Below are 16,377 nucleotides of genomic sequence, written 5' to 3' on the forward strand. Positions count from 1 at the left end.
CCCTTAAGGCGGAATAGAAAATGCACATGTTTTTCAACGTATACCCATCTTTTTTCTAAAATGAATTTGGAGAGGATGCAATGTCAATCTCAAGCAACAATAAACGCAGATATATGCCGGGGATTGATGGACTTAGAGCTGTTGCTGTCATGGGTGTTATTCTCTACCATCTCAATATCCCTTGGTTTCAGGGCGGGTTTTCAGGTGTAACGGTTTTCTTTGTTTTGTCAGGTTACTTGATCACAGACATTCTTATTGATGAATGGAATAAAACGAATAAAATTGACTACCTTCGCTTTATGATTCGCCGTTTTCGCAGACTGGCTCCTGCCGTATTGGTGATGATTTTTACCGTTACCTTATGGGTGATATTTTCGAATCATCCTTCGTTTGACAAATTACGCTCAGATTTTTTGCCTTCACTTCTTTATATGACAAATTGGTGGTACATTATCCATGAAGTTTCCTATTTTGAAAGCTTCGGTCCTGCATCACCCTTTACGCACCTATGGTCACTGGCCATTGAGGAGCAATTTTATCTAATATGGCCGCTGCTGATGATTCTTGGTTCTACTTTTATAAAAAAGAAAAGGTTTCGTGTGTTGGCTGTACTGGCCGGGGTCGTCATTTCTGCTTGGTTAATGGCATTCCTTTATATACCTGGAGAGGATCCTTCCCGTGTCTATTATGGAACAGACACAAGAGCTTTTTCACTTCTTCTAGGAGCAGCACTTGCCTTCGTTTGGCCAAGCCAGAGATTATCTAAAACTTTACCAAGGCATGCTAGTATCGTTCTTGAGATTGTAGGAATAACAAGTTTATTGCTGATTATCACACTATTTGTGGTTACATCGCAATTTGACCCGTTTCATTATCAGGGTGGCATGCTTCTATTATCTATATTTACCACTTTAGTAGTAGCGGCATTAGCTCATCCAGCTAGTAAGCTCGCAAAATGGCTCAGTGTAAAGCCTCTCCAATGGATGGGGGTTCGATCCTATGGCATTTATTTGTGGCATTACCCGTTTATTATCTTAACAACACCGATTGTGAATACAGATGGATTAAACCTTTGGAGAATCACCTTACAGATATTTTTCACATTGATACTATCAGAGTTATCCTATCGATTTGTGGAAGTACCGATTCGGGCGGGGAAGTTAAAAACGCTTCTAACAGGTTTAAAAGGTCTGCCAATCAATCATCAAAGGATCGTTTTAGGAAGCTGTGCTGCATTGCTTGCATCATTTGTAGGAATATGTGTGGTATTTGCTTCGAAAACAACTGTCGTGGTTCCGCATCAAGAAGCCTTAACAATAGAAGCATTCAATGAAATAGAATTTAACGATGATGATCCAGCCAAAGTGCCTGAAGCTGAAGAGGAAATAACGAAACCAGAGCCTGATTTGAAGACCATTACGGTTATTGGAGACTCGATTCTTCATGAAGTCGCTCCATACTTTAAAAACCATTACCCCGAAGCGACAATTGATTACCGTGTCGGCCGGCAAATGTCAGAGGTGCCAGAGGTGATTAAGATGCTGGAGGGAAGTGGGCAATTAGGGGAGTATGTATTTATCCAGCTTGGCACCAATGGGTCTTTTGTTAAAACAGACTTAGTAAATTTAATCAAAGGTCTGGAAAATAAAAAAGTATATTTAGTAAATTGCCGCGTACCTAGGCCATGGGAAACGAATGTGAACCAAACCTTAGAAGAAGTTGTTAAAAGTGTACCCAATACTGTTCTCGTAGATTGGTATAGTGCCAGTGAGGGTCATCCAGAGTATTTTGCACAGGATGGCGTTCATTTAACGAGAACAGGTGGAGAAACATACGCTAACCTACTAGTCGAACAAATGGAAGAGTAACCATAATACCTCCAAGTATTAACATCAAAAAGAACCTCAGAACTGAAGCTGAGGTTCTTTTTGATGAAAAAATTCCTATTTCTTTTCGACTTTTACTAATCCTTTACCGACATTATCTTTTTCAAAATACACAGTGACCATATCACCAACTGTTATTTTTACACTTGAATCAATGATTTCAGCTGAAAAAACAATCTTGGTTCCATCTTCACTCTTTCCGTAGTATTGATTGTCGATAATTTCCGTAATTTTATAATCAACTAATTTGTATTCAGAGGAATCATTGCTTTGATTGATCACTGGGCTGGTTTGGGATTTTACTATAAATAATACGAATAATATGGTTATAAGAATGGCAAGGACGATGACTCTTTTTATCATTTTTTACACAACCTCCTTTATGTATTTTATGAGATGGGGGGAGAAAGTAAATCCTCCCATTTTCCTCTAGACTTTCTACCTATTCCCAAAATAATTTCTATAATATGTCAGCACAGGATGATAGATAGTTTGTGTATTTGTTAAAAACGAACATTAAAAGTTTATGAAATGCTTACATACATTAAAAAACGAACGAGATATCAAAAATAATAATTAATATTCACTTTTTATTGATTTATGACTTTACACTTGTTATACTAATCTTACAAATTAGCTATTGTAATATATCTAAATATTCATTATAATTCTATTTGTTAGAATTTATAATTTCCAAGAGGGGAAGAGGATACCTTAAATTGTTATAAATATATGGGCGAACTTTCAGCTCCCTAATCGGTACTTTGTAACGGTGATAAGTTGTCTAATACGAGATGGAGGGGTACATCTATGAAAAATCTATTGAAAAAGTGGAATCAAATTAGTCTGGTAAAACAAATATCTATTGGTTTATTGATTGGTATTATCCTGGCGGTTGCGATTCCAGAAGTGGCAAAACCAGTTGTCATTTTAGGCTCATTATTTGTTGGTGCTTTAAAAGCTATTGCACCAGTATTGGTACTCTTCCTGGTAATGTCTGCTATTGCTCAACATAAGAGTGGTCAGCAAACGAATATGAAATCGATAATTTCCCTATATCTATTAGGAACGTTTCTAGCTGGATTAATTGCGGTTGTTGTAAGCTTTATTTTCCCTGTTAATATCACACTTACGAAGGGTGCCGAGGATTTGGTGGCTCCGGGCGGTGTGGTAGAAGTTCTCAAAACTTTACTGCTGAATGTTGTTGATAACCCAGTTAATGCCATTGCAAATGCAAATTATATCGGTATTTTAGCATGGGCAATCGTCCTTGGTTTAGCTTTAAAAAATGCTCCTGATTCGACAAAAACAATGATTTCTAATTTTTCAGATGCCGTATCCAAAATGGTTACATGGGTTATCAAGCTTGCACCATTAGGAATCATGGGTCTAGTGATTGATTCCATTACAACAAACGGACTCGAGTCTCTATTAAGCTATGGAAAATTACTTGTTGTTTTGATTGGATGTATGCTCTTTGTAGCGTTCGTTGTCAATCCGCTCATCGTATTTGTGAATGTCCGTCAGAACCCATACCCGCTTGTATTCAAGTGTGTAAAGGAAAGTGGAATTACTGCATTCTTCACACGCAGCTCTGCGGCCAACATTCCGGTAAATATGAAATTGTGTGAAAAACTAGATTTAGATAAAGATACTTATTCCGTTTCCATTCCATTAGGTGCAACGGTCAATATGGCTGGTGCTGCCGTTACGATTTCTGTTTTAACACTAGCTGCTGTTCATACACTAGGTATTCATGTGGACATTCCTACAGCCATTATCCTAAGCGTATTAGCTGCTGTAGCTGCTTGCGGTGCTTCAGGGGTTGCGGGCGGCTCACTATTATTGATTCCTTTAGCATGTAGCTTATTTGGAATCTCCAATGATGTTGCGATGCAGGTAGTGGGAGTAGGCTTTATCATCGGAGTTTTACAAGATTCTTTTGAAACAGCACTTAACTCCTCTACAGACGTTCTTTTCACAGCAACAGCTGATTATAAGAAGAAGCTTAAAGAAGGCAAAAGAGTAGATATCAAAAAAGTAGCATAATGATTATCCCTTTTGTGCAGACAGGCAGGAACCTGTCTCACAGGAGGGATTTTTTTATGGGAAAAGTGGATGATCTTTTAAGCTTAGATGTAAATTAATTGACTTTACTAAAAACTGAGTGTAGAGTGAAAATTAAATTAATAGGAAGACCACTAGGGGAGCCGATTTGTGGCTGAGACAAGAGTTATCTTGGACCCTTTGAACCTGATCTAGTTCATACTAGCGTAGGAAAGTGGAGTCTGTGTTTGGATAAATCATTATTCAGCCGCTCCATTTTTGGGGCGGTTTTTTCGTGTTTTGATCTTCAGCCGCCCTTTCGTGTCTTCTCTGTTAAACCAATAAGGGGGATAATATTATGAGTTTTTCAGCAGAATTAAGAAAAGAAGCAAATCCAATCTTTCAAGCGATTTTTGACCATCCTTTTGTTCAGGGAATTGCCAAGGGGGAATTAAAAAGCGAGCAATTGATTCATTATGTGAAACAGGACTTTGAATATTTGAATTCTTTTATACGAATCTATGGAATTGCAGTCTCCAAATGTGAGAGTCGTGAAGAAATGGAGATGTTTAATAAGCAGATTTCTTTTATCTTAAACAGTGAAATCCATCCACATAATAACTTTTGCCAAGTAGCGGGTGTTCCTTACGAGGAATTACATGGATTTCCATTATCTCCATCAGCACATCAGTATATCCGTCATATGCTAACAGTTGCACACGAAGGAACATTAGGGGAAATTCTTGCAGTGTTATTGCCGTGTCCGTGGACGTATTGGGAAATTGGGAAGAAATTATTAACTAAGGTGAATCCAGATCCTTCACACCCTTTTTATGAATGGATCAGTTTTTATGGTACTATTACCGATTCGATAACCATTAAGTTTTGTGCCCGTCTAGATGAGTGGGCAAAGGGAGCAACAGAGAGGGAAAAGGAAAAGATGAAGGAACATTTCTTAATCAGTTGTCAGCTTGAATATATGTTTTGGGATATGGCCTATAAACTTGAAGAATGGCCAGTGAAAATGATGGAATCGGTGAAATAATGTCCTGTACAGAGATTTTTTATTTAATTGGAACAAAGTTGTCACTATCTCGGCACCACAAATAAAAATGACAGACGTATAATAAAAGTAGGAAATAAAGTTATTATTCTTGAGAGGATGAGAGTAATGTTAACGGATTATTCAAGAATCGTAGTAGCATATGACCATTCTGATTTAAGTAAAAAAGCATTGAAAATGGCAATGAATCTGGCAAAACAAGATATGAAAATTGAATTAGTAGTTTTTATGGTCACACAGCCTGTAAGACCAATGGTTTACACATATGGTTATGCATTTGAGGCAATCCAGGACTCGCAGCGTGAGGAAGTTAATGCCATACGTAAAGAAATTGACGAAGAAATTCAATCGCTGCCGAATAAGACGAAATCAGTGGTAATGGAAGGTAACCCTGGAGTAATGATTGTTGAGTTTGTAAAGCAAAATGATGCCGATCTTGTCGTAATGGGAAGCAGAGGATTAAGCGGACTGAAGGAACTATTCTTGGGAAGCGTCAGCCATTATGTCGTACAAAAGGCACCATGCCCAGTGTTTATTGTAAAATAAATCACTATTATAAAAAAAGCTTGTAGAAAAGTCGATGAGACCATTCTACAAGCTTTTTTTTTTGAGGATAGAAGCAATAAAATCCTCGTAGGTTTCTAAATGAACATCAGCTTCGATGTTTTGATTTTGAAAGGCAACTGTTTTAATCCCTAATTTTCTTGCCGGAAGTAAATCTAATTCCCTATCTCCAACTACCAAATCAATTTGATGATTTTTCAAGACATACTCATAAGAAGAAGGATGAGGTTTTCTGTCAAATCCTTGTTCTTCAACGGAGACAATTTCTTTAAAGTAGCGGGTTAAGTGATATTTCTCCAGAAGATACATCGTAGATTCCATATCACGATGGGTCACAATAATATTGTTATCAGCAGCTGATAAAACTTCCTCTAAATGCTCAAAAGGCTTACTGTGTTCTTTTGAGTACTGTTTATCAATACGCTTATATTCTGCTCGTTTATCCTTGTCAATCCCATAATGTTTAAAGGCAGTTAAGGAATCAATCTTTAGCCATTTTAAAACTTCAACAGCTTCAAGGTCCTGCTGACTTAATTCTATAAAACCCTCAACCAGTGCTGGATATGTATCAAAAAGTGTTCCATCAAAATCCCATAATATATTCAATTTCATCCTTCACTCCTATCGTCTAATCCTAAGCACTTTCAAAAATATTACTGTATCATGATTTTATCGATAATTCCAATGTGACACCTAGGAGTGAATCGTTTTATTCTATCTCTATTAAAATTTGATTAATTGCTTTAAAGATTTAAGAATTATGTGTAAGATTGATAAGTATAGAGAAAATTCAAAATACGATGAAGTAGTTCTTAAAGGGAAGTGTACATAACATGCTTAAAATCTGGAATATCGAGAAAATCATTGAAGATACATTAAATATGCACCATTTAGAGATAGACTATGAAATTAATAATAAACTACCTGTACCTATGAGTTACAACGTTTCAACAAATACGATTAAATTTAATTACCTTCAAGTTAACGGGTATATTAGCAAAATCAGAATGAAAGAGACAGATGAAAATCTTGTTAAAATAATTCTGTATCATGTAATTGGTTATTACTTGGATTTTAAGAAAAATAAACATGATCTTAGGACTCTCAAGTATGGTGAAGACGATGAAATAGCAAAGTTAAAATCTCAAATAGAGATGAATGCTTGGATTTATGGGAGAAAATTGGTCCCGGAGGAGCTCTTACAGTCTTATGATCAAGTAAGAGAATTAGATAAAGCGCTAATAAACGGTCAATTAACGAACATTTAATAAATAACTACACTTAGAATAAATTGGAACATACAAGAAAAGAGGTGGTACTAAATAGTGGATCAGTTTCCAACGCTAACGAAAATCTCGGAGGACATTTATCAGCTTGTCGTTCGGTATCCGTTTGGTATGTATGAAATGAACAGCTTCTTGTTTAAAGGAGAAAACGGCTTTACGATTGTTGATACTGGCAGTGAAGCAAAAGAATCTATCGATATTTGGGAGAAAATGTTAGCTTCGGGAATGAAAATCGAGAAATTAGTCTTAACCCATGCCCATCCAGATCATATTGGACTAGCTAGATGGTTTCAAGAACATCATCATGTACCTGTCTTTATTTCAAGTTTAGGTAATAAAGAAATTCAGAGGAAACGAACTCATGATAACGAAAATTGGATTCTCAATTTTTTAAAGACACATGGTGGCCCTGAAATCCCTCGGAATATGTGGAACTCAGAAGATGCTGCCTATGAATTTGAACCAGATGGACTTTTTGAAAACCAGCAAACTATCAAGCTGGGGAACCAAATGTATGAAACGATATGGACGCCAGGGCATTCTTCGGATCATTTCTGTTTTTATAATCAAAATCAGCAGGTGATGATCACTGGGGACCATATTTTAGCGGGACTTTCTCCCATCATTGCTCTTTGGTCAGAAAACGACCTAAATCCAATAAAAGATAATTTTGCCTCTTTGGAAAAATTAAAAGCTTATCCTGTCAAACTAGCACTCCCAGGTCATGGGGAACTCATTTACAACTTGAATGATCGGATAGACGACATGATCACAGGTCACAAACATCGTTTGCATCAGATTTTACAATTTGTTAGGAATGAAGGAAAAACATCATGGCAAGTTTGTCAGGAAATATACGGAACTCTTAGTTCAACCAAATTTTTTGCTCCATTTTTGGCCACCATTACTCGACTCATTTACCTTGAAAAGAGTGGTGAGGTACATAGTGAGTTTAGGGACGGAAAATTGGTTTTTCGTTCCAATGTCAAAAAATGATAAATGATTCGAAATGAACAGGTGCAAAGCCCTGCAAACAAGTAATTTAAATACTTGTTTTGTCAGGGATTTTTTAGTTGCGGGAAAGAGTACAAATGTTCGATATATGAATTAAGGAGAGTGATCCATTTAATTGCTCTCCTTTAATTTTAAGCACTTTCTCAATATAGGCTTTTGTAATAGTAGCAATACCCACCCATTGTACATATTTTGTTGGGAAAGGTTTTTAAAAACGCAGGGTATATATCTATTTTCAGGTTTGTTCTGTTCCCAATTCAAGTTGCTGCTGCCCTTGTTTAAATATATGAGGAGGTAATAAAAATGAATGATTTCCAAAGTCAACTCCAGGGGTTAAATCTTGGCGATTTCCAAGCGACCCAAGCAGTTCCTTATGACCAAACACAATACTATAGTGACCAGGATCGAATTTTCCTAGGTGTGGGTGGTTTTGGCCGATGTTCTAGCTGTTTTAGTTGCTTTAGCTGTTTTAACTGCTTTAATTGCTTCCACAATTGCTTTAATTGCTTCCACAATTGCGGCGGACATCGCTGCCATAATTGCGGCGGTGGTCATCGCTGTGGAGGACATCGTTGTGGTGGCGGAGGCGGACATCGTTGTGGTGGCGGAGGCCATCGTTGCGGCGGTTGATCGTTTTAGGTTTATAACGAAAACTCCAGTTCCATTTGAAGAGGAGAAGAGTCCCTGCAATAGTTGTAGGGGCTCTTCTTTACAACAATTAACATAAGGGACAAATTAAGTTACATAGGATGATAGTGATGATAAATATGAGAAAAAGCTTCGGCTAAGGAGGAGCGCAATGACGAATATGAACCCTTCTATGCGTATGAAAGTGAAAAGGGACACGTTTTTTCTCCCTGATCCAAACAGTGGTGTGTTTTTTCGGAACAATGTAAGCTCGTTCCGTATGGAAGGCAGTATGATCGATCAATGGGTTGAAAAGCTGATCCCCATGTTTAATGGCGAATACACCTTGGAGTATTTGACAAACGGTTTGCCGGTGGCCTACCGAGATAGAGTGTTTGAAATTGCAGAAGCATTATATCGAAATGGGTTTGTTCGAGATGTGAGCCAAGACCGTCCGCATCAATTGAAGGAACAGGTTCTAAAAAAGTATGCCTCACAAATTGAATTTGTGGATAATTTGCTTGATTCGGGTGGGTTCCGTTTTCAGAACTATCGTCAAGCGAAAGTGTTAGCGGTAGGCTCTGGTCCTTTTTTTGTGTCGTTGGTTGCCTCATTACTTGATTCCGGATTGCCCAAATTCCAAACGTTGATTACTGACAGTGTTCAGACCAACAGACAACGGTTGAGCGAACTCGTGGCACACGCCCTTAAAACAGACGCCGATGTGGAGATAGAGGAGGTCACACTAAACAAGGATGGGGAAAGTTCTTGGGAGGAAATAGTGAAACCGTTTGATTATATTTTATATGTGGCAGAACAGTGTGATGTAGAGGAACTCCGACTTCTACATAGGGTTTGCAGGGAAGAGAAGAAAGTGTTTCTGCCTGCTATCTCTTTAGAGCAGGCAGGTTTAGCGGGTCCGTTCGTGCAACCAGACTCAGAGGCGTGCTGGGAGTCTGCATGGTGCCGTATTCACAAATCGGCTCTCTTCAAAGACCAGAAAATTTCAACATCCTCTGCTACACCCTTAGCAATGCTGGCGAATGTCATCGTATTTGAGTTGTTTAAAGACGTTACGGGTGTGAGCGAAAAGGAACAGAGGAATCAATTCTTTCTTCTAGATTTGGAAACGTTAGAAGGAAACTGGCATTCTTTTATGCCTCATCCGCTGGTGACAGGACAAACATCTTCTAGATTGGTTGAAGATATAGATATGCGACTAGCACTAGAAACCGAAAGAGAAGATCAGGGTAAATTACTCCTTACCTTTAACCATTTGACATCTAAGGTATCCGGAATTTTTCACATTTGGGAGGAGGGTGATTTAAAGCAGCTGCCATTGGCTCAGTGCCGAGTTCAGCCAGTCAACCCATTGGCATATAGGCCAGCTGATCTATTGGGTGATATTGTCTGTACTGGCCTGACACATGAGGAGGCAAGAAGGGAAGCGGGTTTGTCGGGGATTGAAGCGTATGTATCACAACTAGTCGGATCGCTCGATCTACCTCTGGAAGTGGAGGTGGGAACAGGTGAAACATTCTCGGAAAGTGTTTGCAGGGGATTGCAAAGATTCTTGGACGAGGAGTTGATCAAACAAAGCCTTGAAGAGGATTATTCCGTCTTCCCGGTGCAGTTAAGTACAGTAGAAGATGAACGCTGTCAGTATTATTTGCAGGCTCTGACGACGTTGCGGGGAGCACCGACTATAGGAATTGGCGAGGAAGTGTTTGGATTCCCTGTTGTGTGGATTGGTACCAATGACGGATGGTACGGCAGTGTCGATTTGGATATCACAATGGCATTACGAAATGCGCTGCAACAGGCAATTTTCAATGTGCAAAATGAAGAGGAATTCGTTATGGCACGATCCTTGGAGGTTTCATCCATGATTCTGGATGAAAAAGTGCCGCTAAACATTGAAATTCCTGCCTGTGAAGAGAGAATACAATCCGAGAACTTTCTGAATGCTATGGAAATCTTAGGACGGAACGGAAAGCAGTTGCTTGTATATGAACTAGAACTGGAACCTTTTTTGAAAGAGGGATTGGCAGGGATATTTGGGGTATTGGTTCAAGAGGAGGGATTAACGTGAGTGCTGTCATGTTGGTTGTAGGAGAAGGGCTGCTGGCAGACCACATATGTAAGGGACTTTCATCACAATACTTGGTATTTCGCCAAACCAATTTCGGGGCAATCGTACCCGGAAGGATTGATTTGGCCTTGGTTTTACATGATGCATGGAATCCCTCTGTTCATCAAAAAGCAGAAGAGGTGTTTCATCGAACCAATACTCCCTGGCTGAGAGGTTTTGTTTCTTTTGGTGAGGGCGTAATAGGACCACTTGTTCGCCCGGGTACACCAGGGTGCTCTCAATGTACGGATATGAGGCGTCTAATGACAGGCCACGACCGGAAAGAGATGTGGGAAATACAAAAAAGGTTGGAGTTAACAGGAGGAGTGCAGCAGGAAGCTTGGGCAACACGGACGGTTCTTTTACACTTAGCCCACCTGGTCGCATCGGAGGTCCAAAGAATTGTCCACGGTGATCAGGCCCAATCTAAAGGAAAGGTATGTTTTATCAATCTGAAAACGTTGAAGAGTTCCTGGCACAGGTTTCTGCCCGTCCCATTGTGTAAGGTTTGTAGTCAATTACCTGAAGATTCACCAGCCATGGCTCGAATTTCTCTGCAGCAAAGTCCGAAGGTTACCAGCGACAGTTATCGCAGCCGTTCGTTAGATGACCTGAATGAGATTCTCGCTAATGACTATCTTGATCAACGAACAGGCCTTTTGAATGATAAAATGGTTAACCTCGTACACACATTTGCTGATGTAAGTGTCAATTTGCCTTTATTCGAGGGGGACGAACGGACAGCAGGTCGTACCAATTCATTTGCGGTAAGTGAGTTAACGGCCATTTTAGAAGGGCTGGAGCGGTACTGTGGACTTGAGCCCCGTGGAAAACGGACAGTGGTTCACGACAGTTATAACAATTTGAAAAATCAAGCACTCAATCCGATTGAGGTTGGTGTACACGCAAAAGAAAAGTATGAGCGACCTGGTTTTCCATTTACAGAATTTGATCCAGATCGCCAGATTGATTGGGTATGGGGATATTCGTTTTTGCAAGAGCGACCGATTCTGGTTCCAGAGCTACTTGCCTATTATAGCTTGGGCTGCGGTTCACGAGGCTTTGTCTATGAAACTTCCAATGGATGTGCACTGGGCGGAAGTCTAGAAGAGGCCATTCTCTACGGTATTTTAGAAGTAGTGGAACGTGATTCGTTCCTGATGACTTGGTATGCGCAGATGTCTCTCCCTCGTCTTGATCCAGCCTCCATTGAAGACCAAGAGCTTCAGTTAATGATAGAAAGGATGCGTGCAGTCGCGGAATATGATCTATATTTATATAACTCTACGATGGAGCATGGAATTCCAAGTATTTTGGCCATAGCGAAAAACAGAAAGGAAAAAGGGATGAATCTTATCTGTGCGGCCGGATCTCATTTGGACCCAGTACGGGCCGTGAAAACAGCGGTTCACGAGTTAGCTGGTATGATGTTGTCATTGGATGAGAAATTAGAGGCGAACCAGGAGGAGTATGTACGAATGCTGCATGATTCTTCCTTGGTGCAACAAATGGATGATCATGGAATGCTGTACGGTTTGCCACAAGCAGCAGAGCGCCTGCAGTTTTTGCTGGACGATCGTCGTCCATTTCGATCTTTTAATGAGGAATTCAAGTGGAAGTCTACACATTTAGATCTTACTGATGATCTTCAGGATATGGTCCAGGTGTTTCGCCAATTAAATCTCGATGTCATTGTGGTTGACCAAACGACTCCGGAAACGGCTCGAAACGGACTGTATTGTGTAAAAGTGCTAATACCGGGGATGCTGCCGATGACATTCGGACATCACCTTACACGCGTAACAGGGCTGGAGAGGGTATTCAGGGTACCTATGGAACTTGGATATTCGCAAGAACCGCTAACCGCTGAACAGCTTAATCCGCATCCTCATCCGTTTCCATAAGCGCATCACTAGGAGGACCTGAGTATGAGTCTAGATGAGTTTCTGCACAATTTGCATTTTGACATTGAGAAGGCAAGCATTCCAAATTGGGAAGTGGATTGGGAGGATAAACCACTTCCTTTTAAGCTATACCGCGGATTACCTGTAGTCCCATTATCCCTAGAAGTACCACTGACACTTGAAGAACTGAAGCAACCCTTTATGCCTGACCTGCGTATAATCGGGGATTTTCTTTGGTATGTTTACGGCCTTACTCAAATTAGCCAATCTGTCTTTAGTTTGGATGCTACAGACCATTCAGACGTCATGCAATCGTACAGAAGGTTTGCTCCCTCGGGTGGAGCACTGTATCCAAACGAATTATACGTTTATTTAAAAATCGAGGATTTGCCAATTGGGGTATATCATTACGATGTGGCACACCATCGCTTAGTATTGCTGCGGGAAGGAAATTTTGATTCCTATATTGCCAAGGCTCTTGGGAATCGATGTGACATTTCAGCATGTTTTGGAACGGTTTTTGTATCGACCATGTTTTGGAAAAACTTTTATAAATACAATAACTTTGCCTACCGACTGCAGGGATTGGATGCAGGTGTGTTGATGGGACAGTTGCTGGAAGTATCGAAACGGTTTGGCTTCGAAACGGGGGTATACTTCCAATTTCTAGATCGGGCCATGAATCATTTGCTTGGTTTATCTGAGAAGGAGGAGACCGTCTATTCGGTCATTCCCCTATCGGTTGAACCTACCATTTGGTCCGCTAGCGGGAGCGAAAAGGACAGAATAGTTTCTGCAGCGGGGTTGTGCAGTGAATTGACACAGATTCAACCAAACCACTTCGTCCGGTCACAGAGGGTTAAAGAGTACCCGATGTTAACGAAGTTAAATGAAGCATCCATGCTGAATTCTACAACTTTGTTTTCATTAATCGAGGCACAGGAGAATGGGAATTGTGAGGGCCAAGCGGTGGGTCTGCCACATGTGGAGAGGTTGTCGTATGATTTGGGATCTGTTTGTCGAAAGCGATTTTCTCCAGATATGGATTTCATTTTGGGAAAGGTAAGTCAACTCGAATTGGCAAATCTGTTACACGAGGCAACGCAGTCCTTTTTGTATCGAAATGATTTGGTTTCTGTGGATCAGAGGCACGAGCCACGTGTCTTGCTTAATGTCTGTTTGTATAATGTTGAAGGAATTCCTAATGGTGCGTACCACTATGACAGCACTGCTCATGCATTACATCTGGTTCAGCTTGGAGATCATCGACTCCTGCTGCAATCTGGTATGTCGTTAAATAATGTAAATTTGCTACAAGTACCACTGTGCCTGCATGTCACAGGAGTTAAGGATTACTATGCACCTACACTCGGATACAGAGGATACCGAATCCAACAAATGGAGGCAGGTATGCTCGTGCAACGATTACTATTATCGGCAGGAGCCAGTGGAATGGGAGGGCACCCGCTCCTCGGATATGATTCCAATATGTGTGATGAGCTTTACAAGATGGACTCACAAGGAAAAACCAGCTTAATCCAAATCCCAATCGGTCCCTATCGACAACGCCCTTGGCTAATGGGAGGGTTAAATAGCTAGTAGCTTTACTAATTCCAATGTCGGGATTATTCTTTAATTTAAGGATGTTGATTATTGTTCCCTGGACTCTAAAGTAAAGTGAAATTTAAGAATCTTATAGAGGAGGTAAATAGTTGAAGGCAGATGCTGTTTTTGAAGGTGGTGGAGCCAGGGGAATTGCATTTGTTGGAGCGATTCAAGCGATGGAAGAGGAACAGGTAGAATGGCAAAGAATAGCTGGAACATCAGCAGGAGCCGTAATCGCTGCTCTTTTGGCAAGCGGCTATAAAAGCTATGAGATTAGAAATCATCTTAAAGAACTTGATTTTTCAAAACTTCGCGGCAGGACGATCTTGAATCGAATTCCCATTTTTGGCAGCTTACTTGGACTAGTGTTTAATCTTGGAATCTATAAAAATGATTATTTGGAAACATGGATGGATTCACTTCTTTTAGAAAAGGGAATTAAGACATTTGCAGATCTTCCAGAGGGAAAGTTAAAGATTATTGCTTCAGATGTATCGAATGGCCAAATGCTTATTTTGCCAGATGATTTGGATCGCTATAGGGAGACTCCTGCTGATCTAAAAGTTTCAACTGCCGTGATGATGAGTGCCTCACTACCATTTTTCTACCGTCCGGTTATATGGAAATCAAAAGACCGTAATAAATCCTACATTTTAGATGGTGGTTTACTTAGTAATTTTCCAATTTGGCTATTTGATACGGATAACCCTCGGTTTCCAACGTTTGGCTTTCGTTTTGTGAAAGATAAAGTTAACATAAATGCCGTTATACCAACGCCCCTTCACCTTTTCAAAAATATATTTAAAACGATGCTTCAAGCCCATGATTTACGACATTTGAACGAAGAAACAAATGAACGTACGATTAAAATTCCGTCTGGGAACATCAACACAACTGATTTTGAATTGAATGAGGCTGAAATTGATTTTCTCTATAAATCAGGCTATACTTCCACAAAAAACTTTTTGGCAAAGTGGGATTTTGAACAACATAAGATCAAAAGAATGCAAAAAGAGCAATAAGGAATTAATGAAGTATCACCATAAGCAAAACTCCAATTTACAACATTAAGGAAATACAAATATTAAAAGCCCAATTTCTTAGCATTAAATTGAGAAAGTGGGCTTTTTTCACTACTCCAGAAAAGGTCCAATATATCAACCCAAAGTCTGATTTGTGCCTAATCACTTTATGACAATCATTTCCACCATTTCCACCATTTCTTTTGATGGGCTGCTGCAATTTGCTGTCTTGTTTCTTCCAACATCATTTTGCTATTTTCCACCAACAATTGCTCTGAACGTTCTGTATACTTGACTATTTGGTTGATCTTTTCCTCTAGATAAGCCTCCCTTACGGCTTTCTCCTTCAGAAGCTTGATTAAATCCATGTTAATTTGCTCCAAGTGTTCAATGCGATCCAACAGCTCATCTAGGTTATTATTCTGAATCTGAGTTATTTTATGTTCAGGTGGATTATGTAATGGTTCTTCTTGCGTAGGTGCTTCCGTTTTATTTTCTTCAGAAATCGCTGCCATAACAGCCTGTGCTGAAAGTTCCAGCGTCATATCCTCTTGCTTACTGATTTCAATTAATTTACGGATAGCGGTAATATCCTTATCAAAATATCCTCTGTGGCCTCTATGATTGCGGTGAATCTGATATTCGTGTCCTTCTAATAGAGTGGCATACTTTCGTAATGTATGGCTATCGATTCCAAGCAATTCTTGTACGTGACTAGGTGAATATATTTCCGACAAATCAATACACCTCCGCTATTAGACATCTTAATGTAAGTCTCTTTGCAAGATACAGCCATTATACCAAGCTATTTTTAATAAATTGTCGAACCAGCAGATAGTAAACGATTTGTAATTAGACTGTTAACTCCTATTAATATAAGAAACAACGAATCATAAAAAATTTCATTCAATTTAATTTTTCGTGATGTATATCACATCGGAGCAGTGTAGGTATCCCTTAAAATAAACGTAAGTTACTAACAAAGGGGGAAATAAAATGTTTCTTACTTGGTTGATGTGTATCGGTTATTTTATAGGTTCTTATTATATTACCGTTGTTATTTTTGATAAACTTAAAGAGAGAGATGAAGCTGATTTAGCTCAGTTAGAATCTCAACTTCAAAACATGACCTTGAATACTACACAATCTTTGAATCAAGCAGTTTAGTTTTACAAAGGTAAAACAAATATAATATAAAAAGCCAAAAGGCATCTGATATATTCAGGTGC

Annotated in this window: 15 protein-coding genes and 1 riboswitch; of the genes, 12 read left to right on the plus strand and 3 right to left on the minus strand. The window is 39.6% G+C overall.

The features are described from left to right. The first annotated feature begins 80 nt into the window (after positions 1-80). Positions 81-1,868, plus strand: coding sequence for an acyltransferase family protein (locus MLOOGBEN_RS17795; protein WP_179159614.1), 1,788 nt, complete (start codon positions 81-83; stop codon positions 1,866-1,868). A gap of 75 nt (positions 1,869-1,943) precedes the next feature. Here MLOOGBEN_RS17795 and MLOOGBEN_RS17800 read toward each other — a convergent pair whose 3' ends face one another. Then, on the minus strand, positions 1,944-2,249 hold the full coding sequence (locus MLOOGBEN_RS17800) for a hypothetical protein (RefSeq protein ID WP_179159615.1): 306 nt from the start codon (positions 2,247-2,249) through the stop codon (positions 1,944-1,946). 447 nt (positions 2,250-2,696) lie between these two features. On the opposite strand from MLOOGBEN_RS17800, the gene sstT reads away from it, so the two are divergent. From sstT to MLOOGBEN_RS17815, 3 genes are all read left to right on the plus strand, one after another. Continuing rightward, positions 2,697-3,935 (plus strand): serine/threonine transporter SstT, encoded by a 1,239-nt coding sequence (gene sstT / locus MLOOGBEN_RS17805; protein WP_179159616.1) that lies wholly within the window; start codon positions 2,697-2,699, stop codon positions 3,933-3,935. 144 nt (positions 3,936-4,079) lie between these two features. After that, a riboswitch (TPP riboswitch) is annotated at positions 4,080-4,183 on the plus strand. A gap of 107 nt (positions 4,184-4,290) precedes the next feature. Then, complete coding sequence (gene tenA / locus MLOOGBEN_RS17810) at positions 4,291-4,977, plus strand: thiaminase II (protein ID WP_179159617.1); 687 nt, start codon at positions 4,291-4,293, stop codon at positions 4,975-4,977. Between the two features lie 126 nt (positions 4,978-5,103). Then, entirely contained in the window at positions 5,104-5,541 is a 438-nt protein-coding gene (locus tag MLOOGBEN_RS17815) for a universal stress protein (RefSeq protein ID WP_179159618.1), read from the plus strand. Between the two features lie 45 nt (positions 5,542-5,586). Here MLOOGBEN_RS17815 and MLOOGBEN_RS17820 read toward each other — a convergent pair whose 3' ends face one another. Then, positions 5,587-6,171: an HAD-IA family hydrolase gene (locus MLOOGBEN_RS17820; protein ID WP_256989151.1), complete on the minus strand. Its 585-nt coding sequence runs from the start codon at positions 6,169-6,171 to the stop codon at positions 5,587-5,589. A gap of 221 nt (positions 6,172-6,392) precedes the next feature. Here MLOOGBEN_RS17820 and MLOOGBEN_RS17825 point away from each other — a divergent pair, with 221 nt between their 5' ends. From MLOOGBEN_RS17825 to MLOOGBEN_RS17855, 7 genes are all read left to right on the plus strand, one after another. Further along, complete coding sequence (locus tag MLOOGBEN_RS17825; RefSeq protein ID WP_179159619.1) at positions 6,393-6,827, plus strand: hypothetical protein; 435 nt, start codon at positions 6,393-6,395, stop codon at positions 6,825-6,827. A gap of 57 nt (positions 6,828-6,884) precedes the next feature. Beyond that, positions 6,885-7,841 carry an MBL fold metallo-hydrolase gene (locus MLOOGBEN_RS17830; RefSeq protein ID WP_179159620.1) on the plus strand — a complete coding sequence of 319 codons (957 nt, stop codon included), beginning with the start codon at positions 6,885-6,887 and terminating at the stop codon, positions 7,839-7,841. A 321-nt stretch (positions 7,842-8,162) separates the two neighbouring features. Then, the gene (locus MLOOGBEN_RS17835) at positions 8,163-8,489 is read left to right on the plus strand and encodes a heterocycloanthracin/sonorensin family bacteriocin (protein ID WP_179159621.1); all 327 of its coding nucleotides are present in this window, start codon (positions 8,163-8,165) and stop codon (positions 8,487-8,489) included. A 169-nt stretch (positions 8,490-8,658) separates the two neighbouring features. Continuing rightward, positions 8,659-10,578: a putative thiazole-containing bacteriocin maturation protein gene (locus tag MLOOGBEN_RS17840; RefSeq protein WP_179159622.1), complete on the plus strand. Its 1,920-nt coding sequence runs from the start codon at positions 8,659-8,661 to the stop codon at positions 10,576-10,578. Further along, positions 10,575-12,521, plus strand: coding sequence for a TOMM precursor leader peptide-binding protein (locus MLOOGBEN_RS17845; RefSeq protein WP_179159623.1), 1,947 nt, complete (start codon positions 10,575-10,577; stop codon positions 12,519-12,521). The genes MLOOGBEN_RS17840 and MLOOGBEN_RS17845 overlap by 4 nt, the downstream gene beginning before the upstream one ends. Positions 12,522-12,545: 24 nt before the next feature. Then, on the plus strand, positions 12,546-14,120 hold the full coding sequence (locus MLOOGBEN_RS17850; protein ID WP_179159624.1) for a SagB family peptide dehydrogenase: 1,575 nt from the start codon (positions 12,546-12,548) through the stop codon (positions 14,118-14,120). A gap of 113 nt (positions 14,121-14,233) precedes the next feature. After that, positions 14,234-15,148, plus strand: a complete 915-nt coding sequence (locus tag MLOOGBEN_RS17855; RefSeq protein ID WP_179159625.1) for a patatin-like phospholipase family protein — start codon at positions 14,234-14,236, stop codon at positions 15,146-15,148. A gap of 176 nt (positions 15,149-15,324) precedes the next feature. Here MLOOGBEN_RS17855 and MLOOGBEN_RS17860 read toward each other — a convergent pair whose 3' ends face one another. After that, positions 15,325-15,885: a MerR family transcriptional regulator gene (locus tag MLOOGBEN_RS17860; RefSeq protein WP_179159626.1), complete on the minus strand. Its 561-nt coding sequence runs from the start codon at positions 15,883-15,885 to the stop codon at positions 15,325-15,327. 259 nt (positions 15,886-16,144) lie between these two features. On the opposite strand from MLOOGBEN_RS17860, the gene MLOOGBEN_RS17865 reads away from it, so the two are divergent. Further along, positions 16,145-16,315, plus strand: a complete 171-nt coding sequence (locus tag MLOOGBEN_RS17865) for a hypothetical protein (protein ID WP_179159627.1) — start codon at positions 16,145-16,147, stop codon at positions 16,313-16,315. Positions 16,316-16,377 lie beyond the last annotated feature (62 nt).

Origin of the sequence: Bacillus sp. EB106-08-02-XG196 (genome assembly GCF_013396335.1) — a bacterium.
Classification (GTDB): Bacteria; Bacillota; Bacilli; order Bacillales; family Cytobacillaceae; genus Neobacillus.

What these genes read in the sequence shown, in the direction of transcription:
- MLOOGBEN_RS17795 (WP_179159614.1), top strand. Translation starts at nt 81, where the DNA reads ATGTCAATCTCAAGCAACAATAAACGCAGATATATGCCGGGGATTGAT.
- MLOOGBEN_RS17800 (WP_179159615.1), bottom strand. Translation starts at nt 2,249, where the DNA reads ATGATAAAAAGAGTCATCGTCCTTGCCATTCTTATAACCATATTATTC.
- sstT (WP_179159616.1), top strand. Translation starts at nt 2,697, where the DNA reads ATGAAAAATCTATTGAAAAAGTGGAATCAAATTAGTCTGGTAAAACAA.
- tenA (WP_179159617.1), top strand. Translation starts at nt 4,291, where the DNA reads ATGAGTTTTTCAGCAGAATTAAGAAAAGAAGCAAATCCAATCTTTCAA.
- MLOOGBEN_RS17815 (WP_179159618.1), top strand. Translation starts at nt 5,104, where the DNA reads ATGTTAACGGATTATTCAAGAATCGTAGTAGCATATGACCATTCTGAT.
- MLOOGBEN_RS17820 (WP_256989151.1), bottom strand. Translation starts at nt 6,171, where the DNA reads ATGAAATTGAATATATTATGGGATTTTGATGGAACACTTTTTGATACA.
- MLOOGBEN_RS17825 (WP_179159619.1), top strand. Translation starts at nt 6,393, where the DNA reads ATGCTTAAAATCTGGAATATCGAGAAAATCATTGAAGATACATTAAAT.
- MLOOGBEN_RS17835 (WP_179159621.1), top strand. Translation starts at nt 8,163, where the DNA reads ATGAATGATTTCCAAAGTCAACTCCAGGGGTTAAATCTTGGCGATTTC.
- MLOOGBEN_RS17840 (WP_179159622.1), top strand. Translation starts at nt 8,659, where the DNA reads ATGACGAATATGAACCCTTCTATGCGTATGAAAGTGAAAAGGGACACG.
- MLOOGBEN_RS17850 (WP_179159624.1), top strand. Translation starts at nt 12,546, where the DNA reads ATGAGTCTAGATGAGTTTCTGCACAATTTGCATTTTGACATTGAGAAG.
- MLOOGBEN_RS17865 (WP_179159627.1), top strand. Translation starts at nt 16,145, where the DNA reads ATGTTTCTTACTTGGTTGATGTGTATCGGTTATTTTATAGGTTCTTAT.